This window comes from Streptomyces sp. HUAS MG91 (assembly GCF_040529335.1).
In the GTDB taxonomy this organism is placed as follows: Bacteria; Actinomycetota; Actinomycetes; order Streptomycetales; family Streptomycetaceae; genus Streptomyces; species Streptomyces tabacisoli.
The window spans coordinates 8179293-8205376 of sequence record NZ_CP159534.1 but is presented as its reverse complement, the minus strand read 5'-3'; the positions used below and the strand labels follow the sequence as shown (position 1 = coordinate 8205376).

At 70.1% G+C, this 26084-nt stretch carries 24 protein-coding genes and 1 pseudogene; 14 read left to right on the top strand and 11 right to left on the bottom strand.

Going from position 1 to position 26084, the window contains the following annotated elements; translation table 11 throughout:
* Positions 1-10: 10 nt before the first annotated feature.
* The gene (locus ABII15_RS37170; RefSeq protein ID WP_353946696.1) at positions 11-1384 is read left to right on the top strand and encodes an esterase-like activity of phytase family protein; all 1374 of its coding nucleotides are present in this window, start codon (positions 11-13) and stop codon (positions 1382-1384) included.
* A gap of 35 nt (positions 1385-1419) precedes the next feature.
* Here the strand turns inward: ABII15_RS37170 and ABII15_RS37165 are convergent, their stop codons facing one another.
* Both ABII15_RS37165 and xylA read right to left on the bottom strand, forming a co-directional pair.
* The gene (locus ABII15_RS37165) at positions 1420-1797 is read right to left on the bottom strand and encodes a hypothetical protein (RefSeq protein ID WP_353946695.1); all 378 of its coding nucleotides are present in this window, start codon (positions 1795-1797) and stop codon (positions 1420-1422) included.
* 65 nt (positions 1798-1862) lie between these two features.
* Positions 1863-3029, bottom strand: coding sequence for a xylose isomerase (xylA, locus tag ABII15_RS37160; RefSeq protein ID WP_353946694.1), 1167 nt, complete (start codon positions 3027-3029; stop codon positions 1863-1865).
* Positions 3030-3218: 189 nt separating this feature from the next.
* Here xylA and xylB point away from each other — a divergent pair, with 189 nt between their 5' ends.
* The 6 genes from xylB (at position 3219) to ABII15_RS37130 (ending at position 10985) form a co-directional block, all read left to right on the top strand.
* Complete coding sequence (gene xylB / locus ABII15_RS37155; protein ID WP_353946693.1) at positions 3219-4664, top strand: xylulokinase; 1446 nt, start codon at positions 3219-3221, stop codon at positions 4662-4664.
* Between the two features lie 67 nt (positions 4665-4731).
* The gene (locus ABII15_RS37150) at positions 4732-5919 is read left to right on the top strand and encodes an ROK family transcriptional regulator (protein ID WP_353946692.1); all 1188 of its coding nucleotides are present in this window, start codon (positions 4732-4734) and stop codon (positions 5917-5919) included.
* Positions 5920-6216: 297 nt separating this feature from the next.
* Positions 6217-7251, top strand: a complete 1035-nt coding sequence (locus tag ABII15_RS37145) for an acetamidase/formamidase family protein (RefSeq protein WP_353946691.1) — start codon at positions 6217-6219, stop codon at positions 7249-7251.
* Positions 7252-7318: 67 nt separating this feature from the next.
* Entirely contained in the window at positions 7319-7939 is a 621-nt protein-coding gene (locus ABII15_RS37140) for an N-acetylmuramoyl-L-alanine amidase (RefSeq protein ID WP_353946690.1), read from the top strand.
* Positions 7940-8116: 177 nt separating this feature from the next.
* Positions 8117-9385 (top strand): GAF domain-containing protein, encoded by a 1269-nt coding sequence (locus ABII15_RS37135; RefSeq protein WP_353946689.1) that lies wholly within the window; start codon positions 8117-8119, stop codon positions 9383-9385.
* Positions 9386-9461: 76 nt separating this feature from the next.
* Positions 9462-10985, top strand: a complete 1524-nt coding sequence (locus tag ABII15_RS37130) for an aldehyde dehydrogenase family protein (RefSeq protein ID WP_353946688.1) — start codon at positions 9462-9464, stop codon at positions 10983-10985.
* 58 nt (positions 10986-11043) lie between these two features.
* Here ABII15_RS37130 and ABII15_RS37125 read toward each other — a convergent pair whose 3' ends face one another.
* The 4 genes from ABII15_RS37125 to ABII15_RS37110 all read right to left on the bottom strand — a co-directional run bounded on the left by ABII15_RS37125 (position 11044) and on the right by ABII15_RS37110 (position 15156).
* A complete protein-coding gene (locus ABII15_RS37125; protein ID WP_353946687.1) occupies positions 11044-11778 on the bottom strand; it encodes a phosphotransferase in 735 nt (244 codons plus the stop codon).
* Positions 11771-12079 carry a UDP binding domain-containing protein gene (locus ABII15_RS37120; protein WP_353946686.1) on the bottom strand — a complete coding sequence of 103 codons (309 nt, stop codon included), beginning with the start codon at positions 12077-12079 and terminating at the stop codon, positions 11771-11773. Before ABII15_RS37120 ends, ABII15_RS37125 begins: the two co-directional genes overlap by 8 nt.
* A 115-nt stretch (positions 12080-12194) precedes the next feature.
* Entirely contained in the window at positions 12195-12575 is a 381-nt protein-coding gene (locus ABII15_RS37115; RefSeq protein WP_353946685.1) for an NAD-dependent epimerase/dehydratase family protein, read from the bottom strand.
* 496 nt (positions 12576-13071) lie between these two features.
* Positions 13072-15156: a glycosyltransferase family 4 protein gene (locus ABII15_RS37110; protein WP_353946684.1), complete on the bottom strand. Its 2085-nt coding sequence runs from the start codon at positions 15154-15156 to the stop codon at positions 13072-13074.
* Between the two features lie 146 nt (positions 15157-15302).
* On the opposite strand from ABII15_RS37110, the gene ABII15_RS37105 reads away from it, so the two are divergent.
* On the top strand, positions 15303-16622 hold the full coding sequence (locus tag ABII15_RS37105) for a glycosyltransferase (protein WP_353946683.1): 1320 nt from the start codon (positions 15303-15305) through the stop codon (positions 16620-16622).
* A 64-nt stretch (positions 16623-16686) separates the two neighbouring features.
* Here the strand turns inward: ABII15_RS37105 and ABII15_RS37100 are convergent, their stop codons facing one another.
* Positions 16687-17940, bottom strand: a complete 1254-nt coding sequence (locus ABII15_RS37100; RefSeq protein ID WP_353946682.1) for an FAD-dependent oxidoreductase — start codon at positions 17938-17940, stop codon at positions 16687-16689.
* Between the two features lie 294 nt (positions 17941-18234).
* On the opposite strand from ABII15_RS37100, the gene ABII15_RS37095 reads away from it, so the two are divergent.
* Both ABII15_RS37095 and ABII15_RS37090 read left to right on the top strand, forming a co-directional pair.
* Complete coding sequence (locus ABII15_RS37095) at positions 18235-18456, top strand: hypothetical protein (protein ID WP_353946681.1); 222 nt, start codon at positions 18235-18237, stop codon at positions 18454-18456.
* Between the two features lie 39 nt (positions 18457-18495).
* Positions 18496-19278 carry a DUF2071 domain-containing protein gene (locus ABII15_RS37090; protein ID WP_353946680.1) on the top strand — a complete coding sequence of 261 codons (783 nt, stop codon included), beginning with the start codon at positions 18496-18498 and terminating at the stop codon, positions 19276-19278.
* Between the two features lie 291 nt (positions 19279-19569).
* Here the strand turns inward: ABII15_RS37090 and ABII15_RS37085 are convergent, their stop codons facing one another.
* The 4 genes and pseudogenes from ABII15_RS37085 to ABII15_RS37070 form a co-directional block, all read right to left on the bottom strand.
* Positions 19570-19779 carry a hypothetical protein gene (locus ABII15_RS37085; protein ID WP_353946679.1) on the bottom strand — a complete coding sequence of 70 codons (210 nt, stop codon included), beginning with the start codon at positions 19777-19779 and terminating at the stop codon, positions 19570-19572.
* A 388-nt stretch (positions 19780-20167) separates the two neighbouring features.
* Entirely contained in the window at positions 20168-20491 is a 324-nt protein-coding gene (locus ABII15_RS37080; protein WP_353946678.1) for a hypothetical protein, read from the bottom strand.
* Positions 20492-20504: 13 nt separating this feature from the next.
* Positions 20505-20666, bottom strand: a pseudogene (locus ABII15_RS37075) (IS256 family transposase); the annotation flags it as partial.
* 89 nt (positions 20667-20755) lie between these two features.
* Positions 20756-21808 (bottom strand): hypothetical protein, encoded by a 1053-nt coding sequence (locus ABII15_RS37070; RefSeq protein WP_353946677.1) that lies wholly within the window; start codon positions 21806-21808, stop codon positions 20756-20758.
* A gap of 301 nt (positions 21809-22109) precedes the next feature.
* Between ABII15_RS37070 and ABII15_RS37065 the strand changes: the two genes are divergently transcribed.
* From ABII15_RS37065 to ABII15_RS37050, 4 genes are read left to right on the top strand one after another with little or no spacing between them, the layout of a single operon-like run.
* A complete protein-coding gene (locus tag ABII15_RS37065) occupies positions 22110-23054 on the top strand; it encodes an ABC transporter substrate-binding protein (RefSeq protein WP_353946676.1) in 945 nt (314 codons plus the stop codon).
* Between the two features lie 2 nt (positions 23055-23056).
* Positions 23057-24040, top strand: coding sequence for an amino acid ABC transporter permease (locus ABII15_RS37060; RefSeq protein ID WP_353946675.1), 984 nt, complete (start codon positions 23057-23059; stop codon positions 24038-24040).
* Positions 24037-24843 carry an amino acid ABC transporter ATP-binding protein gene (locus tag ABII15_RS37055; RefSeq protein WP_353946674.1) on the top strand — a complete coding sequence of 269 codons (807 nt, stop codon included), beginning with the start codon at positions 24037-24039 and terminating at the stop codon, positions 24841-24843. Before ABII15_RS37060 ends, ABII15_RS37055 begins: the two co-directional genes overlap by 4 nt.
* Positions 24840-26066, top strand: coding sequence for a M20 family metallopeptidase (locus tag ABII15_RS37050; protein ID WP_353946673.1), 1227 nt, complete (start codon positions 24840-24842; stop codon positions 26064-26066). Before ABII15_RS37055 ends, ABII15_RS37050 begins: the two co-directional genes overlap by 4 nt.
* The last annotated feature ends 18 nt before the right edge of the window (positions 26067-26084 follow it).

The following is a 26084-nucleotide window of genomic DNA, read 5'->3' as shown; positions in this document are numbered from 1 at the left end:
AGGAGGCACCATGTCCCCGCTCGTCCCCGGCTCACGCAGCGTCCGTGGCGTACGCCGCACCGTCGCCGCGGGTGTGCCGCTCGCCGCGCTGGCCGCGCTCGCCGTCGCCGGGACCGCGACGGGCGCCCCGGCCGCTTCCGGCAAGCCCTCCGGCAGGGCCGAGGTGACCGGCAGCGCCACGCTCGGCGACCTGCCGCTCGGCGGGTTCAGCAACGGGCTGCTGCCGGGCACCGTCGCCGACGACCGCGGGGTCGACCTCGGCGGCATCGGCTCCGACATCTACCCGGCGGGCCGCGAGGGCGAGTTCTGGACGGTCACCGACCGCGGCCCCAACGGGCAGATCAAGGTCGACGGCACCAAGCGCCGCACGTTCCCCGTGCCCGGCTTCGACCCGGCGATCGTGAAGATCCGCGTCACCGGCGACCGGGTGAAGGTCCTCGACGCGATCCCGGTCACCACGCGGTCCGGCAAGGCCGTCACCGGCCTGTCGAACCAGGAGAGCCGCGACGAGAAGCCGTACACGTACGACGCGAAGACCCCTCTCGGGTACGACCCGAACGGTCTGGACACCGAGGGCGTCGTGCGGGCCGCGGACGGCACCTTCTGGCTGGTCGACGAGTACGGGCCCTCGCTCGTGCACGTGTCGGCGCGCGGCAAGGTGCTCACCCGGTACGTACCGAAGGGGCTGAACCTGAAGGACGCCGACTACCCGGTCGTCGAGGCGCTGCCGTCGGTGCTCCTGCACCGGAAGATCAACCGCGGCTTCGAGGGCCTGGCCCTGCTCCCGAACGGCGATCTGGTGATGGCGCTCCAGAGCCCGCTGTCCCTGCCCGACGGGAACGCCGGGGACGCCTCGCGCACCACCCGCCTGTTCCGCTTCTCCCCGAAGAAGCAGGCCGTCACGGCCGAGTACACGTACCGCTTCGACGCGGTGGGCGAGGTCGATCCGGGTGAGGACGACACCTCCGAGCTGAAGATCTCCTCCGTCGTGGCGCTCGGCGGCGACCGGCTCCTCGTCGAGGAGCGCACCGACAAGGCGGCCCGCCTCCAGGAGGTGCGGCTCACGCGCGGCGCCGACATTCTGGGCGACCGGTGGGACGACGCGACGACCTCGCCGTCCCTGGAGCAGCTCGACGACCCGGCGGCGGCGAAGGTGCCGGTGCTCAGGAAGCGGCTCGTGGTCGACCTGAACACCGTCGACGGGGTGCAGGACAAGATCGAGGGGGTGGCGGTCGTCGGACACGGCACGCTGGCCCTGATCAACGACAACGACTTCGGGATGACCGACGGCGCGGGGGCGTTCGACGCGAACGGACGGCTCGTGGACAGCGGGATCGAGACCCGGGTGACGTACGTGCGGCTGCCCAAGGGCGCGCTCCGCTAGGGAGTGTGTCGGGAGCGGGCCCCGCTGGGTGCGCCTCAGCGGGCCAGGCTCTCCAGATCGCTCGGCAGCAGCCCGCTCGGCAGCTCCGTCGGGATCTTCGACGGGAGGCCACTGGGCAGTTCGGTGGGCAACGCACTGGGCAGCTCGCTCGGCAGGCCGGGCGACGGCGACCGCGTCGCCTGCCTGCTGCCGCCGGGCGAAGGTCCGTCGTCGCCGCCCGACGAGCCGTCGCGCGTCACCAGCACGATCACGACCACGGCGATCACGACGAGGGCCACGATCGCGGCGATGACCTGGAAGCGGCCGGATCCGGTGCGCCGCGGCCCGCCGGACGGCGGACCGAAGCCACCGCCCGACGGTGGCGGACCGCTCGGCGGCACAGGCGGCTGCGGGGGCATGGGCGGCGTGGCCATGCCCCCAGGGTCGCCCGTCGGCGGGCCGCCGCGCGACCCTCCGCGGGAAACCGGCCCGGCGCGAATCAGCCGCGCGCGGCCAGCAGGTGGTCCATCGCCAGCTGGTCGAGCCGCTCGAACGCCATGCCGCGCTCGGCGGCGGACGTCACGTCGAACTCCTGATACGCGCTCGTGTCGGCGAGCAGCGCCGCCAGCCCGTCCGCGGCGGTGGGCTGCGCGAGCTCGTCCAGGCGCGAGGCCCGCAGCGCCTCCTGCACCTCGGGGTCGGCGCGGAAGGCCGCGGCGCGCTCCTTGAGGATCAGGTAGTTGCGCATGCAGCCCGCGGCGGAGGCCCAGACGCCGTCGATGTCCTCGGTCCGCGGCGGCTTGAAGTCGAAGTGGCGCGGGCCCGCGTAGCCGGCCGTCTCCAGCAGGTCGACCAGCCAGAACGCGGAGCGCAGATCACCGGCGCCGAAGCGCAGGTCCTGGTCGTACTTGATGCCGGTCTGGCCGTTGAGGTCGATGTGGAACAGCTTGCCCGCCCACAGCGCCTGCGCGATGCCGTGCGGGAAGTTCAGCCCCGCCATCTGCTCGTGGCCGACCTCGGGGTTCACGCCGTACATCTCGGGCCGCTCCAGCCGCTCGATGAAGGCGAGGGCGTGGCCGATGGTGGGCAGGAGGATGTCGCCGCGCGGCTCGTTGGGCTTGGGCTCGATGGCGAACCTCAGGTCGTAGCCCTGCTCGACGACGTACTCACCGAGCAGGTCGAAGGCCTCCTTCATCCGGTCGAGCGCGTTCCGGACGTCCTTGGCACCGCCCGACTCGGCGCCCTCGCGGCCGCCCCACGCCACATAGGTCTGCGCGCCCAGCTCGGCGGCGAGGTCGATGTTGCGGATCGTCTTGCGCAGCGCGTAGCGGCGCACGTCGCGGTCGTTGGCGGTGAAGCCGCCGTCCTTGAAGACCGGGTGCGTGAACAGGTTCGTCGTCGCCATCGGCACCACGATGCCGGTGGCGTCGAGCGCCTGCCGGAACCGCTTGATGTGCGACTCGCGCTCGCTCTCGGAGGCGCCGAACGGAATCAGGTCGTCGTCGTGGAACGTGACGCCGTACGCGCCGAGTTCGGCCAGGCGCCGCACCGACTCCACCGGGTCGAGCGCGGGCCGGGTGGCGTCGCCGAACGGGTCGCGGCCCTGCCAGCCGACCGTCCACAGGCCGAAGCTGAACTTGTCGTCGGGAGTGGGCTGGTACGTCATCTCGCGGCTCCCTCGCCGTTGCCCGGTGCGCGGCAACGTGTGCCGCACAGCCATTTCGTCATGGCGCTTTACAAATTAGTATGCGGGCACGCCGCTGGGAAGGGTCACTACGGGTACGAGTTCGTACGAGCCTTCGTACGACTCCTCGCGCAGGCCGTTCGCACACGTCCGCCAAGTCAGGAGAGCCGCATGTCCGCTGCCGACGGTCCCTTCGTCGTAGGGATCGACAGTTCCACGCAGTCCACCAAGGCACTGGTCGTCGACGTCGCCACCGGCGCGGTGGTGGCGAGCGGGCAGGCGCCGCACACGGTGACGACGGGTGCGGGCCGCGAGAGCGATCCCGAGGAGTGGTACGGGGCGCTGCGCGCGGCCGTCGCCCAGTGCGGGGACGCGGCCCGGCGGGCGTCCGCGGTCTCCGTCGGCGGGCAGCAGCACGGCCTGGTGACGCTGGACGCGCGGGGGCGCCCGGTGCGTCCGGCGCTGCTGTGGAACGACGTGCGCTCGGCGCCGCAGGCCCGCCGGCTGGTGGACGACCTCGGCGGGCCGAAGGTGTGGGCCGAACGGTTCGGCAGTGTTCCTGCCGCCTCCTTCACGGTCTCCAAGTGGGCGTGGCTGGCGGAGCACGAGCCGGAGTCGGTGCGGGCGACGGCGGCGGTGCGGCTGCCCCACGACTACCTGACCGGGCGGCTGACCGACACGGGCACGACGGATCGCGGCGACGCGTCCGGTACGGGGTGGTGGGCGGCCTCGACCGAGGCGTACGACCCCGATGTGCTGGGCCGAGTGGGCCTCGATCCCGCGCTGCTGCCGCGCGTGGTGGGGCCGGGCGAGGTGGCGGGGACCGTGCGCGACGGCGATGGTGAACTGCCGTTCTCCAAGGGCACGTTGGTGGCGGCGGGGACCGGGGACAACGCCGCCGCGGCGCTCGGCCTCGGGCTGCGGCCGGGCACGCCGGTGCTCAGCCTCGGCACCTCCGGGACGGTGTACGCCGTGTCGCGGCACCGGCCGGCGGATCCGTCGGGGACCGTCGCCGGGTTCGCGGACGCGCGCGGCGACTGGCTGCCGCTGGCCTGCACCCTGAACTGCACGCTCGCCGTGGACCGGATCGCGGCGCTGCTCGGTCTCGACCGGGAGGCGGTGGAACAGGGCGGCACGGCGACCGTGCTGCCCTACCTCGACGGCGAGCGGACACCCGCGCTGCCGGACGCCTCCGGCCTGTTGACCGGGCTGCGGCACGACACGACGGGCGGCCAGCTGCTCCAGGCCGCGTACGACGGGGCCGTGCACGCGCTCCTCGAAGCGCTCGACCGGGTGCTCGAAGGCGATGCCGAGGGCGCCGATCCCGCCGCGCCGCTGCTGCTCATCGGGGGCGGCGCGCGCGGCACGGCCTGGCAGGAGACGGTACGGAGGCTGTCCGGGCGGGGCGTCCAGGTGCCCGAGGCCCGCGAGCTCGTGGCACTCGGCGCGGCGGCTCAGGCGGCCGGTCTGCTCACCGGCGAGGACCCGGCCGCGGTGGCACGGCGCTGGGACACCGCGCGCGGCCCGGTCCTCGACCCGGTGGCCCGGGACGAGGAGACGGTGCGGCGGATCTCGGCCGTCCTGGGCGACGCGGCACCGCTGCTGGGGCGACGGTGAGCGACCGGAACACGGGCGGCGCCGGGCCGGGCCCACGCCGCCCGGCCGTCCCTGCGACGATGTCCGCATGACCGCACCTCTGCACCGACCGCGCCCGGGGACGCCGGACACCCAGCAGGCCATGCGCCGCCGCAATCTGTCCCGGGTGCTGCACACGGTGGCCGCCGAGGGACCGTTGTCGCGGGCGGCGGTGGCCCAGCACATCGGGTTGACCCGCGCCGCGGTCTCCACCCTCGTCGACGAGCTGACCCGGGCCGGGTTCCTGGAGGAACTGGGACCGCAGCGGCCCGGCGGCGTGGGACGGCCGGGCACCGCGCTCACGGTCAGCGGCCGGGGCCCGGCCGGGCTGGGGGCCGAGGTGGGCGTGGACCATCTCGCGGTGTGCGCCGTCGACCTGCGCGGTGCGGTACGCGCGCGTGCGCAGCGCCGGGTCGACAACCGGGGGCGCGCCCCGAAGCCGGTTCTGGCCGAACTCACCCTGCTGGTGCGGCAGGTGAGCGCCGAGGCGCAGGCGATGGGGCTGCGTCCGGCAGGGCTCGCGGTGGCGGTGCCCGGTCTGGTGGGGCGCGACACCCGTACCGTCGTGCGCGCCCCGAACCTCGACTGGCACGACACGGATGTCGCCACGCTGCTGCCGTCCGATGTGCCGCTGACGGTCGACAACGAGGCGAACTTCGGTGCCCTGGCCGAACTGTGGCTCGCCGACGGCGCCCCCGCCGACTTCCTGCACGTGTCCGCGGAGATCGGCATCGGTGCCGCGCTCGTCGTGGACGGACAACTGCTGCGCGGGACACGGGGGTTCGCCGGCGAGCTGGGTCATGTGCCGGTCCGGCCCGAGGGCCCGGCCTGTCCGTGCGGCGGGCGGGGCTGCCTGGAGCAGTACGCGGGTGAAGGGGCGGTGCTGCGCGCGGCGGGGATCGCGCCGGGGCCCGACCGGGTCTCCCTGCTGGCCGAGCGGGCCGCGGCCGGCGACGCCACCACCCGCAAGGCGCTGCGCGGCGCAGGCACCGCCCTCGGCATCGCGCTGACCGGCGCGGTCAACCTCCTCGACCCGCGCGCGGTGGTCCTCGGCGGCGCCCTGTCCCGGCTCGCGCCCTGGCTTCTGCCGCCCCTGGAGAAGGAGTTGAACCGGCGGCGGGCGGCTCCGGCGGACGGTGTCCTGGTATCCGGCCTCGGCCCGGACGGGCCGCTCCTGGGGGCGGCGCATTCGGTGGTGCGCGGGGTGCTGGACGATCCGGTGGGGGCCGTGGGGTAGGTCCGGGCGGCTCCGGGGGCGGGCCCGGGGGCGTCCTCTCCCCCGCCGCCCGGCAGCGTCGACCGCCAGTGGTCCCAACCTTTGAAGCGTCTCTGACATGCGGTTATACACAATGCTCGGGTTGTCCACAGATCGGGCGTGCCCTCTTCCGCGCCAACCTCGGCGCGCCGTACGGTACTTCACGCGAGGCGCCGTACTCCCGCTCCTGCGGCGGTCGTACGCGGGTCCGGTCGTCGGTGTCCGGCTCGCCCTCGCGCCTCCGACCGACCACCCCGCACAGAGCGGAGCACTCCCCTCATGAGCGACCCCCGGATGCTGACGGTCCGGCCCGAACCGGGCGACTACGCCTGGACGTTCGGCGGCGCACCGCCCGTCGCCCGCATCGCCCCGGGCACCGTGCTCGACCTGTACACCGAGGACTGCTACGGCGGGCGGGTCCGCTCGGAGAAGGACCTCGTGTCGGAGGTCTGCGCGTCCGGGTACCTCAATCCGCAGACGGGCCCCTTCCACATCGAGGGCGCCGAGCCGGGCGACACGGTCGCCGTGCACTTCGTGTCCGTGGAGCCCGCCCGTGACTGGGCGGCGTCCACGACGGTGCCGCTGTTCGGCGCGCTGACCTCCACCCGCACCACGGCCACCCTGCAGCCCCCGCTCCCCGAGCAGGTCTGGATCTGGCAGCTCGACCGCGACAAGCGCACCGCCCGGTTCACCGCGCGGGACGGCGACTTCACGACGGACCTGCCGATGGACCCGATGCACGGCACGGTCGGCGTGGCTCCGGCCGGCCTCGAAGTACGCTCCGCGCTGGTGCCGGACGCGCACGGAGGCAACATGGACACCCCCGAGATGAGGGCGGGCGTCACGTGCTACCTGGGGGTGAACGTGGAGGGCGCGCTGCTGAGCCTGGGCGACGGCCACGCCCGTCAGGGCGAGGGCGAGACCTGCGGGGTGGCCGTCGAATGCGCGATGCACACCGTCGTGGTCGTCGAACTGCTGAAGGGCGTGGCGACCCCGTGGCCGCGCATCGAGTCGGACACGCACATCATCTCGACGGGCTCGGCCCGCCCCCTCGAGGACGCGTTCCGGATATCGCAGCTCGACCTGGTGCGGTGGCTCGTACGGGACTACGGCTTCAGCGAGCTGGACGCCTACCAGTTCGCGTCGCAGACGGTCGAGTCCCCGGTGGCGAACGTCTGCGACACCAATTACACGTGCGTCGCCAAGCTCCGCAAGGAGTGGCTGCCGGCGCGCGAGACGCACCGCGGGATCCATGCGCGGCTGCGTGAGATCGCGGCGACGCTGCCGCGACCGGAGCCCTTCCGGGTCCCGTAGCACTGCCGGTTCACCACTGCCGGTTCACCTCCCCCCACCGTCCGCGCCAGCGAAAGGCAGGATCGTCATGGACCGAGCAAGACACCCGTTCTCCGGTGGTACCGGTGGCACCACCCGCCGCCGTCTCCTCCAGGCCGGGGCACTCGCCGCGGTACCCGGCTCCCTCCTGGCCACGGGGCGTGCCGACGCCCGGGCCGCCGCGGTCGACTACCCGTCGGCCCAGTCCGTCCCGGCCAGCACGTCCAACTACACGGCGTCCAGCCGGCCCTCCTCCTATCCGATCGACCATGTGATCGTGCATGTCACGCAGGAGACCTGGGCCGACGCCCTCGCCATCTTCCAGAACTCCGCCAAGCAGGTCTCCGCGCACTATGTCGTCCGGTCGGCCGACGGACACATCGCGCAGTGCGTGCGCGAGAAGAACATCGCCTGGCACGCGGGGAACTGGGACTACAACACGCGCAGCATCGGCATCGAGCACGAGGGCTGGGTGGACCAGCCGGAGTACTTCACGGACGCGCTGTACGAGCAGTCGGCGGCGCTGACGGCGTCGATCTGCGCGCGCTACGGGATCCCGGCCGACCGCGAGCACATCATCGGGCACGTCGAGGTGCCCGGCGCCACGCACACCGATCCGGGTCCGTACTGGGACTGGACGCGCTACATCCGACTGGTCAACTCGGCCTGACCGGTGCCCCGTACGCGCCCGGCCGACGGCGACCGGCCGGGCGCGGCGGATCTTCACGCACGTGTGCGGCATGTGCCACCTCACGAGATCGGCGCCGCGCTCCTTGTCGCCCTCCCTCCCCGGAGCGACGATGTCCCCAGCGTCACCAGTCGTCAGGAATGTGTCGGGGAGGCAGCGTTGACCGATCCATGGGTCGCCCTGGAGCCAGGCGCCGACGCGTCCGAGCGGGTGCGGGCGCTGCGCCGTGCCCATGACCGGTTCACCGCGGCGGGCGCCGTCGTCCGCCCGGTGCGGCCGGTGGTCGCCGCGTCCTGGCGCCGCTCGGCGGGCGCGCACGTCAGCCCGGACGACTCGGCGGCGGTGGAGCTGACCGACGGGGAGCTGGGCGCGTATCGGGCGCAGCATCCGCTGGCCCGGGTGATGCCGCTGTTCCGCGAGCTGATGGGGACGTTCGCGACCGACGGGGAGCACCTGCTGGCGGTGTGCGACGCGCAGGGCAGGCTCCTGTGGGTCGAGGGCCACACGGGTGCCCGGCGGCGGGCCGGCCGGATGAACTTCGTGCCGGGCGCCCGCTGGTCGGAGTCGGCGATGGGGACGAACGCGCCGGGCACGGCGGTCGCCGTGGACCGCGCCGTGCAGGTGTTCGCCGCCGAGCACTTCATCCGCGAGGTGCAGCCGTGGACGTGCGCGGCGGCGCCGGTGCACGATCCGCGCACCGGCCGTCTCCTCGGCGCGGTCGACATCACGGGCGGCGACGGGCTCGCGCATCCGCACAGCCTGGCGTTCGTGCAGGCGGTGGCGCGTGCCGCCGAGTCCCAGCTCGCCCTGCTGGCCCCGCCGCCCACCGGCGACCGGTCCCTGCGGCTGACCGTCCTGGGCCGCGACGAGGCGCTGCTGCTCACCCCGAGCGGCCACAAGCTCCGCCTCAGCCGCCGGCACAGCGAACTCCTCGTCCTGCTGGCCCGCCATCCGGAGGGCCTGACCGGCGACGAACTGCTCTGCCATCTGTACGAGGACGAGTCCGTGACACCGGTGACGCTGCGGGCGGAACTGGCGCGGCTGCGCCGGGTACTGGGCCCCGATCTCCTCACCTCGCGCCCTTACCGCCTCACGGTCCCCGTGGAGTCGGACCTGGAGACGGTGGAGCGCCGGCTCGGTTCGGGCGCGGTGACGGCGGCGGCCTCCTCGTATCCGGGGCCGCTGTTGCCCGCGTCGCAGGCTCCGGCGGTGGCTCGTATACGGCGCGGGCTCGCCGACGGGCTGCGCGCGGCCCTCATCGCTCGCGGCGACCCGGACCTGCTCGCCGACTGGGCGCACGCCCCGTGGGGCGAGGACGACCTCGGCGTCTGGCAGGCCCTCGCGGCGGCCCGGCCGACGCCGCCGGTCCTGGCGCGGCTGGCGGCGCTCGACGAGGAGCAGGGCGCGCAGGGCCCGTACGCAACGTAGCTGCAACGTCCGGGTTCCTAGCCTCCTGAGCGCAAGCTGCCCAACGGCGGGCAGCCGAGACAGGAGGCACCTCACGATGACCCGCTACGCAGCCCCCGGCACTCCGGGCTCCGTCGTCTCCTACGAGGCCCGCTACGACCACTTCATCGGCGGGGAGTACGTGCCGCCCGCCCGGGGCCAGTACTTCGAGAATCCGAGCCCGGTCAACGGTCAGCCGTTCACGGAGATCGCGCGCGGCACCGCGGAGGACGTGGAGCGCGCTCTCGACGCCGCGCACGCCGCAGCGCCGGCCTGGGGCCGTACATCGCCCGGCGCCCGCGGCGACATCCTTCTGAAGATCGCCGACCGTATGGAGCAGAACCTCGAACTCCTCGCGGTCGCGGAGAGCTGGGAGAACGGCAAGCCCGTCCGCGAGACGCTGGCCGCCGACATCCCGCTGGCCATCGACCACTTCCGCTACTTCGCGGGCGCGGTCCGGGCGCAGGAGGGCAGCCTCTCCGAGATCGACGACGACACGATCGCGTACCACTTCCACGAGCCGCTCGGTGTCGTCGCGCAGATCATCCCGTGGAACTTCCCGATCCTGATGGCGACCTGGAAGCTCGCCCCGGCCCTCGCCGCGGGCAACGCGGTCGTCATCAAACCGGCCGAGCAGACCCCGGCGTCGATCCACGTCCTGATGGACCTGATCAAGGATCTGCTGCCGCCGGGCGTCGTCAACATCGTCAACGGCTTCGGCGTCGAGGCGGGCAAGCCGCTGGCCTCGTCCGCGCGCGTGGCGAAGGTGGCCTTCACCGGCGAGACCACGACGGGCCGGCTGATCATGCAGTACGCCTCGGAGAACATCAAGCCGGTCACGCTGGAGCTGGGCGGCAAGAGCCCGAACATCTTCTTCGACGACGTCTGGGCGAAGGACGACGACTTCCGCGACAAGGCGCTCGAGGGCTTCACGATGTTCGCCCTCAACCAGGGCGAGGTCTGCACCTGCCCCTCGCGGGCGCTGATCCAGCAGGGTCACTACAGCGAGTTCATCGACGCGGCGATCGCCCGCACCGAGGCGATCAAGACCGGCCACCCCCTGGACACCGACACGATGATCGGCGCCCAGGCCTCCAACGACCAGCTCCAGAAGATCCTCTCCTACCTGGACATCGGCCAGCAGGAGGGCGCGAAGGTCCTCTCGGGCGGCCGGCGCATCGAGTACGACGGCGAACTGGCGGGCGGCTACTACGTCCAGCCCACGATCTTCGAGGGCTCCAACCGCATGCGCATCTTCCAGGAGGAGATCTTCGGCCCGGTCGTCTCGGTCGCCTCCTTCGCCGACTACGACGACGCCATCAAGATCGCCAACGACACGCTGTACGGCCTGGGCGCCGGCGTGTGGACCCGCGACATCAACACGGCGTACCGCGCGGGCCGCGCGATCCAGGCGGGCCGCGTCTGGACCAACTGCTACCACGCGTACCCGGCGCACGCGGCGTTCGGCGGCTACAAGCAGTCGGGCATCGGCCGCGAGAACCACAAGATGATGCTGGACCACTACCAGCAGACGAAGAACCTTCTGGTGTCGTACTCGGCGCAGAGGCTCGGCTTCTTCTAGGAGCACGAAAGAAGGCGCCTGAACTGGGCTTATATCCGTCAGGCACCTCCACGGATCCTCACAGGTCGGCTTCGAGTGCCTGGCGCCGCTCGGCCACCCACGTCCGGGCGGCGTGGATCTGGTCCGGAACGCCCGCGCGGACGAGGTCTTGCAGGGCGGGGTCGCCGCCACGGGCGCCCGCCCGAATGCCGTTGGTGGTGCGTTCCTGCCACCACAGGACCGTAGGGACAAGACGTCCCCGGTCGTCGACAGTGAGCCCGTAGGCGTCGGACACCAGGCGCAGTCGGCCGGCGGCCCACGCGGCGTCCGTTCCGGGGCCGAGACCGAGGAACTGCCAGCACAGGTGGGCCACGTCGTGGATACGCAGGCCGGGAGAGGCCAGGTCCCAGTCGATGAGAGCCACCGGCTTGAGCAGCGTCCCGTCCCGTCGGTACACAGTGTTGCGGGGCGAGAGGTCGTTGTGGCAGACCACCTCGCCGCCCTCGGCCAGCGGATGCCCCTCGGTGAAGTCGTGTGCGCGGCGCACCAGCGCGCACACCTCGCGCAGGGCGTCGTCGGTGCGGACCGCCGGATCGCCTCCTTCCAAGGGGACGTACCCGGCCACGTATTCCAGCACCTCGCGCCCCTGCGCGTCGCTACCCAGGTGCCGGGGCGCGCCCGGCAAGTTGTGCTCCTCGAAGAGGCCCAGGAGCCGACGCACGTACGGAGACCGGGCGGTGGGGCTTTTCCGGACGGTCCCCTCGACGAGCACTGCGCCGTTGACGTAGCCGCCGGGGAGGGGTTCCTCAAGCATGGGCGAACGGTTCTCCTTCTGAGGCATCGTGGCGCGTGGCTGCCTGTTCCGGGACAGGCGGTCGCTGCGTGAGCAGGCCGCGTCCCACTCCCATATACCGGTAGCCGGCGTCCTTCATGCCGGACGGGTCGAGCAGGTTCCGTCCGTCCAGGATGACGGGAGTGCGCATGGTCGGGCGCACGGCAGGCCAGTGGACCTCCAGCAATGCGGGCCATTCGGTGACGACGAGGGCGGCGTCGGCCTGCGCGTGCTGTTCCAGACAGCGAGGGGGGATTCGTAGGCCGCGCGCTGCTCCTGCCATTGACTGGTGATGCCGCTTTCGAGGGTGTGCTCGGGATTCCAGCCGAGGCAGGAGCGAATGCGGGTCGGGTCGGCGAGTGTGGCGGGGACATCTCCTGCCCGGCTCTTCGACCTGGTCACGGGACAGGAGCTCCTGTGATGCGCTCTACGTGGTCGAGGACAGCTGTCAGGACGGCGCTGCTGCCGCCGCCGACGTTGAAAACGGGCTGCCCGTGGTCGATGCGTGGGGCCGCGATGGTGGCGCGTAACGCGTCGTCGACGTGGGTGAAGTCGCGGCGTTGACGGCCGTCGCCGTATATCTGCAGGGGTTGGCCCTGGAGCGCGGCCCGCAGCACGCGGTGGATGAACATGTCCGGGCGCTGGCCGGGCCCGTAGACCGTGAAGTAGCGCAGCGGCGTGACCCGGGTGCGGGAGTCCTCGCGAGCCGCGTGGGCCAGGCACAGTTGTTCGGTGGCAAGGCGTGCGCGATCACGACGCCGCTTGGTCTGGACCGCCACGAGCCCGGCATGGGTCTTGGTTCTCTCGGCGTTCCGGTCTCTGGCACAGTCATCTTCCCCCCGATCGCCATTCTCCACCGCGGCGTTGCTCCGGAAACCAGGTGCGTCACCTACGTCCTGATCAGCTAGGGCGTATCGGGACACAAGGAGCGTGGGATAGCACCGACGTGCAGCCCGATGCATCGGACGCCGCCGCCGGGCTGCACGAGGTCGCCTCACCGGAAGACCACGCCGAGCTTCCTCGGCATCACCCACGCCGGCGTCGACCTGCTCTTTAACCGGCCACATCCCGGGCTGCTGGCCCAAGGATGACGAGGCGATCCGACGACCGCGTCGGACGCCGCCGAGCCGGTCGATGTGGACAGCAGCTTCACCTCACCTGATCCGCTGCCGGAGGGCTGGGACCCGTATTCGCGCACACTCGAAGTCTGATACGGGACGGGATTTGCGCTCCTTGCTGGCGGCCACGGTCGGGGCCGGATGTCCGTCGCACCGACTACGCTGGATCGACCCGGGCGCCTCGTGAGACTGCGTTCGTGCGGGGCCTTTGGGCCAACGTGCTGTAGGTGGTGCACAGGAAATCCGTCATGTCCTGCAGTGCATACCGGGTCGTGGCGGTGTGCTGCGCCGCCATGGCCATGCGGTGGCGAGTTGATTCGGGCAGCGACCTGAGCCGGTGCAGTCCGCGAGCCAGGCCGGACGGCGACGAGGTGTCGAGGAGCAGGCCGTTGACGCCGTCGTGCACATAGTGGGCGACTCCACCACGTTGTGGTCCCGTCACCGGCAGCCCCGCCTCCATGGCTTCCAAGATCGCGATTCCGAACTCCTCCTTGGCACTGGGGCATACATACCAAGTCGCCGGCCCGGATGCGGGATCCGCGAGTGCGCGCTCCAGCCGTCGGATGCTCATGTTCGGCATGGCAGGGACGATGGCGAGGCGGCTGGCAGCAGCGTTGTGGCCGCGTAGCAGCTCGTGAATCCTTCTGCGCGTTTCGTGCTCCTGCCGCGCCGGGGCGTTGTGGCTGCCGCCCACGATGACCAGCGTTGTGGAGCGCCACATTTCGGTCACCAGCCAGGTGTGGACCAGCATGTCTTGCTGCTTGACGGGATGCAGGCGTCCCACGCTCAGGAGAAGGGGAAGCTCGCGGTCCTGGGGCGACAGGGCATCCGTGCGGGAGCCGTCTGCGTAGAGGGCGTCGAGCATTTGTTTCCGCAGCGTGCTTTCGGCTGGGTCAGGTGTGTAGGGGGCTATGCCTTCGGGGGGTGCCGGGGGGCCGTCGGGTCCGTAGCGGTCCTCCAGTACCGGGAAGTGGCGGAGAAGGTGCTCTGCACCGGATGGTCCGGCAATGCCGATCACTTCGTCGGAGCGGTCGACCAGTCGGTCGGCGCAGAAGATGCGATGCAGGTCGTCGCGGAGTAGGTGTTCTTCGTCGCTCGCGGTCGAGCAGGTGTCCGTGTATGTGTGCGTCAGGGTGCGGTGGGGGTCTGGGGTCGCGGTGAAGACGGTCCGTGTTCCCGCGTGTTCTGCTGCGTCGGCTAGGGCGAGGCTGGCCTCGTCCCCGAAGCGCAAGTGGATGACGTCCACCTTTCGCGGCAGCGCGGCGAACAGTCGCCGTGCCCACCAGTTGAGGGCTGCGCGGTAGGGAGTCCACCCTTCGTGCGGAGGGGAGGCGGGTGCGTCGACGGGGAGGCGCAGAACGGTGTGGGCGGGTGTTCGGGGGCGCAGCAGGTTCATTTCGCGTTCGAGGCTGTCGTGGCCGGCGGTGACCACGGTCAGGACGTGTCCGATGTACTCGTTTGTGGCGAGTTGGTCCCCGAGGCCGCCCAGGAGTACGGACATTCCGCCGCTCAACCCCTGGCCCGGGGTGTCCAGATCTCCCTGGAGCATGGTCTGGGCGACGACTGTGCCGTGCTGCGCAGGGTGATCCGGCAGGGTTGCGGGCGGGTTGGCCAGGAGGCGTTCGTAGGGATCCGCCGCTTGGCCGGGGTCGGGCAGGTGGGTGTGCCCGCCCGGAAGGCTGTGCAGGTATCGCCACAGGGCATGCCGTGCACCGCGCTGGTCGTGGGCGGGCAGGGAGACGGCTTCGTCTGCGGTCAGGGGGCGCAGCCCGGCCGACTCCGCTCGGTCCAGCAGGAAGGGGATGTCGGCAGTGTCGAGGTGTGGCCCGGTGAGACGGTTTCGCAGGACTGCTTCGGCGTGTGGTTTCCCGTAGCAGCTTACGGTCACGGGCCACATGTCTGTCAGGACCGCGGCGACGGCGGGGTTGGCGAAGTCGTGCGCGAGAACCGCCTCCGGGGCGAGGGGAGCGGACAGGCGGCACAGCTGTCGCAGACGGGCCACCGTGATGTCCGCGGTATCGAGCGTCGCATGCGGCCCGCTGACACTTGAGGTGAAATCGGTGCTGTATTCGGCGTCGAGAAACTGCTGCAGTGTCCCGGTGGCCGGTGAGTCCGCCCGCGCCGTCACCTTGCGGAGGCGTGGTCCGTGAAAGAACGTGCGGCGAGCGTCGACCAGCAGGTCAGGTGCAGTGGGCGGCAGCGCCGACGTGGAGCAGCTGCCCGCCTGGGCTGGGGTGGACACGCGGTCTCCTCTACGCCAAAAGGATTCGATGCTGACGTTTCTTGACGTAGGGGCGATCTGGATGCAATCCGTTGCAGACGCTGCTGTCACCGCGGTGCGGACGGTTGAGTGCATCTGCTGCGGCACCTGCGGCTGAAAGGACGGTCATGCCTCGTGTTGTAGTCATCAGCCCGCCATTCGCGTCCCACGCCCGGCCCCTGTCGATCCTGGCGGCGGCACTCGCCCACGCCGGCGCGGAGGTGCACTTCGCATGTTCTGAGGCGTTTGCCGGGCTCGCATCACGGGCCGGCGTGCACTTTGAGCCCTTGACGGTCACGCGCAACGCGAACACGGGAGTCGCGGAAAGCACGAAGCAGCAGGGGGCGGAGCGACGCCGGCTGCTCGAGTTCTTCGCGGCGACACGCGCGGGGGCGGTGCCTGCCCTGGTGACCCAGGCCCGCCATCGCCGTGCCGACATGATGGCCGATCCGGGCCATGTGCTGGATGCCCTGCGTGCCGTTGATGCGCGCCTGCGTCCCGACTGGTACGTCGTCGACCAGCTCAGCTACTCGGCGACCCTCGCCCTGCACTGCCTGGGCGCTCGCTACGCCGCCTTCTGCCCCGGGCACCCCAGCTACGTGCTCGCGGAGCCGGACCAGTGGTTCGGTGTGCCCTACGACTGGCCCGAAGCGTTGCGGCCCGCCCCGCAGCCGCTGCGCGAGCTGATGGAGGCGGCACAGGACAACGACTCCGCCTTCACCGTCCTGTTCGAGGAATTCATCAGAGAAAGGGCGCCCCGGGTTCCCTTGGTGGAGCGGGCCTTCGCTCTTACCTCGTCCAGTGCCGTCGTGTATGCGTATCCTCCGCTGCCGTGGCTGCCGAGGGCGCCGAAAGCACCGCAGAGCATCTACGCAGGACACATGGTGGGCGAGGCCGAGTCTCTCGACGCGGAGTGGCGAGGTCGTGTGGCTGAGTTGCGCGAGCGGGCGGACCTTGTGGTCTTGGTGGCGTTGGGCACGTTCCTGAGTGTCCGCGATGACGTCCTGCGGACCGTGGTAGAGGGCGTACTGCGGATGGACACACGTGCCGCGGTCATCGTTGCGGCCGGTGAACGCGTGGCGGCGCTCAACGATCTGGCCGGAGAGCGCGTTCTCGTGGCAAGGTCCGTTCCCCAACAGGCTCTGTTGCGCCACGTCGACGTGATGGTGCATCACGGGGGCGGCAATTCGTTCACCGAATGCCTTCAGGCGGCAGTGCCCGCTCTCGTCCTTCCCTTCTCCAGTGACCAGTTCGCCATCGCGCGCGACGCGGAGCGCACGGGCGTGGGGATCGTGCGTGATCCCAACACCCTGTGCCCCGAAGAAGTTGCCTCGACCCTTGCCACACTCGCCACGGCGGCCCGTCCTGACATGCTCAAGTGGACCGCCTGCACTCAGTCGCGGGGGCCGCACTTCGCTGCTTCACGTTTGCTGTCAGCCATGGACTAACACGCGTCCAGCTCGTAGATCTGTCCTGCGTCCCTGCGCCCCGTCTTGACGAAGGCGGGGGCGCTCACCTGTGCCGCGTGAGGTCATGGATCACCTCACGCGCCGCGCGAGCGCCCGATGCCATCGCGCCCTGCACCGACCCAGTCGCCCGGAGGTCACCGCAAACGTAGCGGCCCGGCCCAACGCGTGAGGATGTGCTGAGCGAGTGCGGAGGTGTCATGACGGGAAGGGCATGGGTGACGGTGCGTGCCGCGACAAGCTGCCATGGATCCGTATCGGTCCCGTACATCTCGGACAGCACGTGGCGTACCTGCGCCTGACGGCCGGGCTCGTCAACGCCGAGCACCGACGTGGCGATGAGGGACCTGCTGTCCGCCGAGAAGGTCTTGGACACCTGAGTGAGCACGCAGGTGTTCAGCAGCCGGCCGTGCGCGTCGACAACAAGCGCGGGCTCGTCCAGAGGGGCTCGGCCCGCGCAGTGGTAGTAGGTGGTGACCGTGCGGTAGGCAGGAACCGGGGTGTTCGGCAGGAGCGCGGCTGTCGTCTCGGGGCCTGCGGCGACGACAACGGCGGCGGCGGGAATGACGGCGCCTGCGGCTGTGATCACTCCCTCGTCAGTCAGTTCTGCTACGGCTGTGTCGGTCTGGAGGGCCCCTGAGGGTAGAGCGCGCACCATTGCCCGCGGTACTGCCTCGATGCCGTCGGCGGGCAGGCACAGTGTGCCGCGCAGCATGCTGCGCCAGACGAGATGGAAGACGCGGCTGTCCGTCTCCAGTTGATCGTCCAGGAACACGCCGGCCAGGAAAGGCCGCAGAACCTGCTCGATCAGGCTGTCGGAGATGCCTGCACCTCGCAGGGCAGCCCGCGTGGTGCGGTGCGAGCCCTGCTTGATGAGCGCCGCCGGGAGCAGCATGTCGCGTGCGGACATGGCGCCGAGTGCGAGCGCGTCCCGGGCCGAGACCAGGCCGCCTTCGACGAACCCTCCGACTGCTGCGGGCCTCCGCAGCGGGTCGTAGAGCCGCACTCTTCTCGCGTCGGTGTGGACCTGCACTCCTGGTGTGAAGGGTCGCAGGCTCAGGTCGCGAAGATTCAGCCGCCGCTTGATCTGCGGATATGCGGTGTTGAACACCTGGAACCCACGGTCGACGACGAAGCCGTCCACGATGTCGGTGCGCATCCGCCCGCCCGCGGCGTTCGAGGCTTCAAGTACTTTCGTCGCGACCCCGGATGCGATCAGGTCGGCTGCGCAGGCCAAGCCAGCCGCCCCGGCCCCGACCACCACGACCGGACGCCCCGTGCTTTTGAGCGCGCCACTCATCGCATCACCTCTCCATTGGGCTGCAAGCGACTTTGGCAACCCTTCGTGACGTGGGCGTGCCCCGGATGCGTCGCCGGTGCTGTCCATGCCGCCGGACAAGGCTCTCGATACCAGCGCCCGAGGCCTTGTGGCCGGGCCTTTTGATGCCGACGTCGTGCGCCAGCGGGAAAAATAGTTGCTTTATCCGACAGTTCGCATCCAACAGCTTCATTGACTACGAAGAGTGGGCGTAAGGATGGACATCGGGCACCGTATCCGAGTCCGTTTCCGCTCATGATCCCCCAGGGAGCAGTCGTGATCGTCAAGAAGCTTCACGAAAACGGTGTGACGAGTGAGCACGCGTACGCAGCCGCAGTCGGGTCCATCGGCTTGTCCCTGATTTCGTGGGTCACGTCGACCAGAAGCGAAAATCTTGAGCGCGCCGACCGGTGGGGCATCTTCGTCGGCGAGTGGGCTCCCACCTTCTTCGCCCTCGGCCTGGCGCTGGCGAACTACGAGAGGGCCGACACCACCTGACGCGTGTGCAAGCTGCCTGGAAGCAGGACGGATGGATCCATGGATCTCACCCCGGGCCGATGGGCTCGATCTCCCATGCGGGAAGTCGAGCCCGTCACCGACACGTCGCCACGCACGCTCCCGCGGACGCTGCTCCGGCAGAACTGGCGGGACGTCATTTTTCTGCACTGGCAGGTAAATCCGTTCGAGGTCGCGGGCCTTCTCCCTTCCGGCACGGTCCCGGATCTTCACAACGGCCGCGCTTACGCCGGACTAGTCTTCTTCCGCATGCAAGGACTTCGATTCGCAGTGGGACCGTCTTGGCCGTACGTCGGGGAGTTCAACGAGGTGAACGTCCGGCTCTACAGCCGAGACGCCCAGGGACGCCGGGGAGTGGTGTTCCTGTCACTGGACTGTAACCGGCTCATTCCCACCCTCCTGGCTCGCTCGGTCTTCGGACTTCCCTACCACCACTCCCACATTTCTCGCCATCAACACCCAGCGGGCAGCCGTCTCATCTACCGCTCCGCACCCCGCCGCCGGAGCGGGGCAAGCTACGCATGGATCGACGTCGAGCAAAGGCCCTACAGCCCGTCGACCTTGGACTCTTTTCTGACAAACCGATGGGGACTGCACGAATCCCATAGGAACCGCACTTACTACTTCCCCAACGCCCATCCACCGTGGAAACTCCTGCCCTGCACCGTGCTCGGCTGGGACGCGACTGTCTTCTCGAACTGCGGTCTGACGCGTCCCTCCACCGAGCCGATCAGCGCCCTTTACTCCCCCGGCCTTCCCGTGCGCTTCGGGATGCCCGAGCGGATGAAACCTTTCGCCGGCTGATCGCTCACCGTGCACGGCTGCTTCGGCGGCTGGGCGGACCGAGTCAGACGAACACATCTCCCGAGCGGGCGGCAGCCGACCACGTTATGCTGACTACCGATCACAGGCTGCGTCTGTGCCCCGAGGGGCTCCGTACACACGCCAGCGCACGCAACCGCAAGAGGACCGTGCGAGCGTTATACGGATTAGTAATGTGTCCAATACCCCGCAGACGACAGCATGCACTCCTTGCGATGGCATCCACAGTGAAGCGTCCGACAACGACCCCGTTCGCGATAATTTTGACACGATCTACAGCACCTGGACCCCCAGGTAGAGCGCTGCGCGCGCCAGCGGTGCAGAAATCCGCAAGACGCCGAGGATGTCGCCCAGGCCGTTTTTTCTCGTCTGGCGCTTATCTTTCCGATACTGCCCCGCTCGAGGAAACTTAAGCGCCTGGCTGTACGGAATCACAGCAAACAAGGCAAATAAAACAGCACGCAACTCTATGGCCTTTATCACGCGTGACCGGAACGCATTGGAAATTCCGCTCGGGACCGTAAAAAGCCATACCCGGCGGGCTATCGGAATCCTCGCCGAACACGAGAAATCCCAAGCCGTGCGCACCACAGCCCCCAGGACGGATACGCTCTTCCAGGTCCTCGGGGGGCGGAGAACAGCGTGCTGTGACTTCGGTGCCGACCTCTCCCAGGACAGGGCGTCCTGTGACGTAGGTGACGGCAACCCGCTCGGCTGCGAGGAGGATGTTCAGGTCTTGGCGGATGAGGTCGGCGGAGGAGCGGCCCGCCTGGGCCGAAGGGAACCGGCTGCGTGAGACGGCCGCCGTGAACACCGCCACGCGCACCTCAAAAACGCGAGCAGTCCTCAAAAGCTGTGAATCAGCGGCCGTTCACCATGACTCGTCATTCAGGTGGACGAGCCCTTCGATGGAGTCCAGCTGGGCCCGCAGGGCGGGGTTGAGTGCTGAAGCGGTTGTCAGCAACAGCACCTGAAACGTGGGGTGTTCGGCGGCGTAGAGGTCATCTTCGCCGCCGTCGCCGGGAATCAGGTTGGGCTGGATCTCGAGGTGGCCGTCGGGGCTGTCCGCGCGGTGGTAGACGCCCCGGAAGTAGCTGTCGTGCTCGTTGAAGGCCAGCCCGAGGCGGCCGCCGACGAGGCGGGCAAGTTCGTCGGCGGTGTGACTGCCGGTGCCGTAGGTGTCGTAGTCGGTCATGGTGGGCGAGACCTTATGCCGCGACGCTCTCAGGGCGTTCGACGAGGTGGCCGCGTTCGAAGCGGGCGCCTGCTCTGACCAGGGCGACGAGGCGGGATGCGTTCACGGCTCGCCAGCGGGCCTGGGCGGACTCGACAAGCTTGAACACCATCTCCAGGGCAGTTGCGCGAGTTCCCATCAAAGACGGGCTTGCCCCGGTTAGTGGGGCACACGGCTGTGGCGCGAGCTGGGGATCAGCCTGCGCCACAGCGGTGAACCTGCCGCTCAGCAGGCGGACGATGTGCCGTCGTAGAGTCCGGAGTCGGCCCGGCCGTTGGTGACGCTGCGCAGGTAATAGCCGCAGGTGGGGCGCTGGGCGAAGTCGAAGGTGGCGCCCGGCTTCAGGTGCCAGATCTTGAAGTTCCTGTACGTCAGCGACTGGCCCGAGACTGCCCGCTCGGGCTGGTGGTCGGCGAGGACGACGTAGGCGTCGGCGCCGTAGAGCGTGGCCTTGCCCTGTGCGTCGAGGTAGAGGGAGCCACCGCCTTCGTTCACGCCGACGCCCCACGCCTTGCCCCCTGCCGTCAGGCCGTCCTTGACCGCTCTCGCGGTGAACGACATCAGGCGGCCCATCCGGTCGCGGGCGACGAAGTGGGAGTCGTTGATCGTGTCCGCGTAGTGGGGCCAGGAGAACATGCCGGTGGTGAAGGTGGCGTACGAATCGTAGGGGTCCGCGAGGGCCTCGCTACTGGTGATGCTTCCCCTGCACGCGTCGTACACGACGGAGCTGTTGATGTGGGTGCCGGCGCTGCCACCGCCGGATCCGCCGCCCTTGGCGACGACGGACTTGACGGAGGCCTGGAGGTCGGTGCCCTTCCACGCCGCGTAACGGCACTGGTCGCCGCCGGCGAAGTAGACGAACTCCGCGTTGTGGATGTCCTGGTTCACCTGTGCGTTGTTGCCGTCCGAAGCGGCGGTGAGGGTCCAGGTCGTACAGGAGTTGACGCCCGCGAGACCCATCACGGTGTCGCATTCGGGAGTGGCGCTGCCGGACGAGGGGGCCGAACCCGCCAGGACCACGACGTCGAGGCTGCCGCTCCCGCCGCGGATCGCGTCGATCGCGCGACCCATCGACGCGGCGACGACACCACCGTCGCCGTTCATCGTGAAGGCGGGGCCCGACCAGGACGCGCGGCTCGCGTCGCTCGCGCTGCCCAGGCGGACCCGGTCGGCCCGCGCCTCGACGGGCGGCGCCACAAGTCCCGCGCAGGTCAAGGCGAGTACCGAGGCCAGCAGCGCCGTGCGCAGGGCACCACGGCTGACGGAGAAGGGGTTCACGGAGGCTCCTTCCGCTCACACCTCCCGGTGCGGCGCGAGTACGCCGATCACACCCAGAGATGGACTCGGAACATACAAGTCGTGCTTCATCGACGCCATATGTAATCGCGGAAATCACACTCCTCAGCACGAGACTGCAGGACATTGCCCCTACACGTCGCGCTATATAGCGTTTCAGGCGGGTCGCCGCATTGCGTTACCCGAACGTAACAAGCGTTACATCTATGCAGACTCGTACACACGATGTAACTTCCGTGCTCGTACAGCCCGCCGGCTCCGCCGCAAGCGAAGAGAGACCTCCGTGACTTCCAGATCCGTATCGCGCCACCTCGTTCCGGCCGCAGCCACCACAGCGCTCGTCTGCCTCCTCGGAGCGTGCGGCAACGGCTCAGACGGCAAGGACGGCAAAGCCCCCGCCTCGCTGAAGATCGCCGGGGTCACGGTCGAGAAGAACGCGGAGCTGCATGCCTCGCTGCCGGACGCCGTCAAGAAGGCGGGCACCGTCCGCGTCGCCACCGACGTGCCGTACGCGCCCTTCGAGATGTTCGTGAAGGAGGGTGGCAGCGAACTGACCGGTCTGGACTACGACTTGGGGCGGGCGCTCGGGGCACGGCTCGGCGTGACCTTCACGTTCACCCCGCAGAAGTTCGACGGCATCGTCCCGGCGATCCAGGCCGGCAAGTTCGACGCGGCGATGTCGGCGATCACCGACAACAAGGAACGTCAGCAGGTCGTCGACTTCGTCGACTACTCGCAGTCGGGCTCCGGGATCCTCGTGGCGCACGGCAACCCACAGAAGATCGGGACGCTGGACGACCTGTGCGGCCGCAAGGTCGCCGTGCAGGCCGCGACGAACCAGCTGAAGCTGCTCAAGGCGCACCAGAAGGAGTGCGGCGGCAAGCAGATCGAGATCCAGACGTTCCCGAAGGACTCCGACGCCCAACTGGCGCTGCGCTCCGGCAAGGTGGACGCCGACGTCCTGACGAAGCCCGCGGCCGGCTGGACCGCGAAGACCGCCGACGCGGGCAGGGCCTTCGACCTGGTCGAGGATCCCGAGGCGCCCGGCGGCTACAACGCCTCCCCCAACGGCATCGCGATATCCAAGAAGCTGCCGCAGCTGACCGACGCCGTGCAGAAGGCACTCCAGACGCTCATCGACGACGGCACCGTCAAGAAGATCTACGCCAAGTACGGCGTCGCGTCGATCGCTCTGAAGAGCGCCACGAAGAACGCGGCGGTGGACTGATCATGACGACCGCTTCCGTCACCGCGGGCACGTCCCGCACCGATGCCCCGCCTCCCGACGAGCCGCGGATCGTGCCGGTCCGGCACTGGGGCCGCTGGATCGCGGCGCTCGCCGCCCTGTTGGCCGTCGGCGGCCTCGTCGGCTCGCTCGCGCAGAACGCCAACCTGCACTGGGACATCGTCGGGAACTACCTCTTCGAGGGGCTCATCTTCGACGGCCTGGCCACCACCCTGTGGCTGACCGTGGCCGCGATGACGCTCGGCCTGGTCCTGGGCACCCTGCTCGCCGTGCTGCGTCTGTCGCACAACCCGGTGCTGTACGGCCTGTCGACCCTGTTCGTCTGGGTCTTCCGGGGCACGCCGCTGCTCGTCCAGATCATCTTCTGGGGGTACGCCGCCGCTCTCTACAAGAAGGTGCTGATCGGGATCCCCTTCACGCACATCACCTTCTTCAGCGGGGACACCAACACCCTGCTCACCCCCTCGGTCGCCGCGTTGCTGGCGCTCGGGCTCAACGAGGCCGCCTACGCGAGCGAGATCGTGCGCGCCGGCATCCAGTCCGTCGACCCGGGGCAGACCGAGGCCGCCCACTCGCTCGGCATGCGGCCCGCCCTGACGATGCGCCGGATCGTGCTGCCGCAGGCGATGCGGGTGATCATTCCGCCGATGGGCAACGAGACGATCAACATGCTGAAGATGACCGCTCTGGTCTCGGTGATCGCCGCGCATGACCTGATGTCGAACATCCAGGACGTGTACGCGCAGAACTACCAGGTCATCCCGATGCTCATGGTCGCCAGCCTCTGGTATCTGGCCCTGGTCAGTCTGCTGAGCCTGCCGCAGGCCTGGCTGGAGCGCCGCTACGGCCGCGGTCAGTCCGGCGGCCGGGTGTCGCCCCTGGCCCGCCTGTTCTCCGGCGGTGTGCTTGCCAGGAAACCCGCGACTTCCCGGGCCGACACGAACGAGACCGCAAAGGATCCGGCATGACGACCGCCTCACCGACCGCGCACGGCGCCACGCCGACCACGGCCGAGCCCGTGGTGCGCGCCGAGGGTGTCCGCAAGAGCTTCGGCCGCCTGGAGGTGCTCAAGGGCATCGACCTGACCGTGGAGCCCGGTCAGGTGTGCTGCCTGCTCGGCCCCTCCGGTTCGGGCAAGTCGACCTTCCTGCGCTGCATCAACCATCTGGAGAAGATCGACGGCGGTCGCCTGACCGTGGCCGGTGTGCCCGTCGGCTACCGCGAACGCGGCGGCCGTCTCTACGAATTGCGCGAACGCGAGGTGGCCGAGCACCGGCGCTCCATCGGCATGGTGTTCCAGCGCTTCAACCTCTTCCCGCATCTGACCGCCCTGGAGAACGTGACCGAGGCGCCCGTACGAGTGGCACGCCGTCAGCGGGCGCAGGTCCGCGAGGAAGCGATGGAGCTGCTGGACCGTGTCGGCCTCGCCGACCGGGCGCAGCACCACCCCGCCCAGTTGTCCGGCGGCCAGCAGCAGCGTGTCGCGATCGCCCGCGCGCTGGCGATGAAGCCGCGGCTCATGCTGTTCGACGAGCCGACCTCCGCGCTCGATCCGGAGCTGGTGGGTGACGTGCTGGATGTCATGCGGTCCCTCGCCGAGGACGGCATGACCATGGTGGTGGTCACCCACGAGATCGGCTTCGCCCGCGAGGTGGCCGACACCGCCGTCTTCATGGACGACGGAGTCGTGGTGGAGGCGGGCGATCCGCGGGACGTGCTGACCCGGCCCCAGCAGGAGCGCACCCGTGCCTTCCTGTCGAAGGTCCTGTGAGCGCCCCGGTCGCCGGCCGTCCCACCGCGGACAGCCTCCTGGCGCACACCCGCACGTCTCTCCCCCGCTATCTCGACGAACTGGCACAGCTGGTCGCGGTGGACTCGGGCTCGTACGGCGCCGACGGGATCAACCGCGTCGCCGACTGGGTCGAGGGCCGCATGTACCGGCTCGGCTTCACCGTGGAGCGGCTGTCCGGGGGAAGGCTGCCCACGGGGCAGGCCGCCGGGGACGTTCTCGTGGCGCGCCGGGCGGGCGCTCTCGCGCACATGGACGGCGCGCGCCGCATCCTCCTGGCCGGCCACATGGACACCGTGTTCGACGACGGAACCGCAGCGGCGCGTCCCTTCACCGTGGAAGGTGATCACGCGCACGGCCCCGGCGTCAGCGACGACAAGGGCGGGCTCCTCGCCGGGATCCACGCCATCGACACGCTCGACGCGCTCGGCTGGGACCAGTACGCGGAACTCGTGCTGCTGGCGACGCCCGACGAGGAGATCGGGTCACCGGTGAGCCGCCCGGTGACCGAGGCCGCCGCGGCCGGGGCCGACTGTGCGCTCGCCCTGGAGTGCGCGCGGGAGAACGGGGACCTGGTCATCGCACGCAAGGGCGTGGCCGATCTCCGCGTCACGGTCACCGGCCGCGCCGCGCACGCGGGAATCGAACCGGAGCGGGGCGCCCACGCCGCCCTGGCCGCGGCCCACCTCGTGGTCGCTCTCCAGGCCCTCAACGGCCGGTTCCCGGACGTGAGCGTCAACGTCGGTGTGGTACGCGCCGGTTCACGGCCCAACATCGTGCCCGCCGAGGCGGAACTGCACGTCGAGGTCCGATCGTCGAGCGCACAGGGCCTGGACGACTGTCGCAGGGCGGTCGAGGACCTGGCGCGCACCCCGTCGGTTCCCGGCACGCGTGCGGTGGTCGAGGTCACGGACGTATGCCCGCCGATGGAGGAGACGGCGCCGGTCCGCCGTCTCGCCGAGACGGCCCTGCGGGTCGGTGCCGCGCTCGGCCTACGGGTCGGTGCGGCCGCGACCGGCGGCGTCGGCGACGCGAACATCATCGCCGGAACCGGTACTCCGGTTCTCGACGGACTCGGGCCGGTGGGCGGCGGGGACCACGGCCCCGACGAATGGCTGGACGTCTCCTCGGTTCCCGGGCGCGTCGCTCTCCTGGCCGCCCTGATCACCGAGTTCGGTGACCCACACGGCGGCCCGCGCCTGTGACCTGTCCGCGCGTCGGCC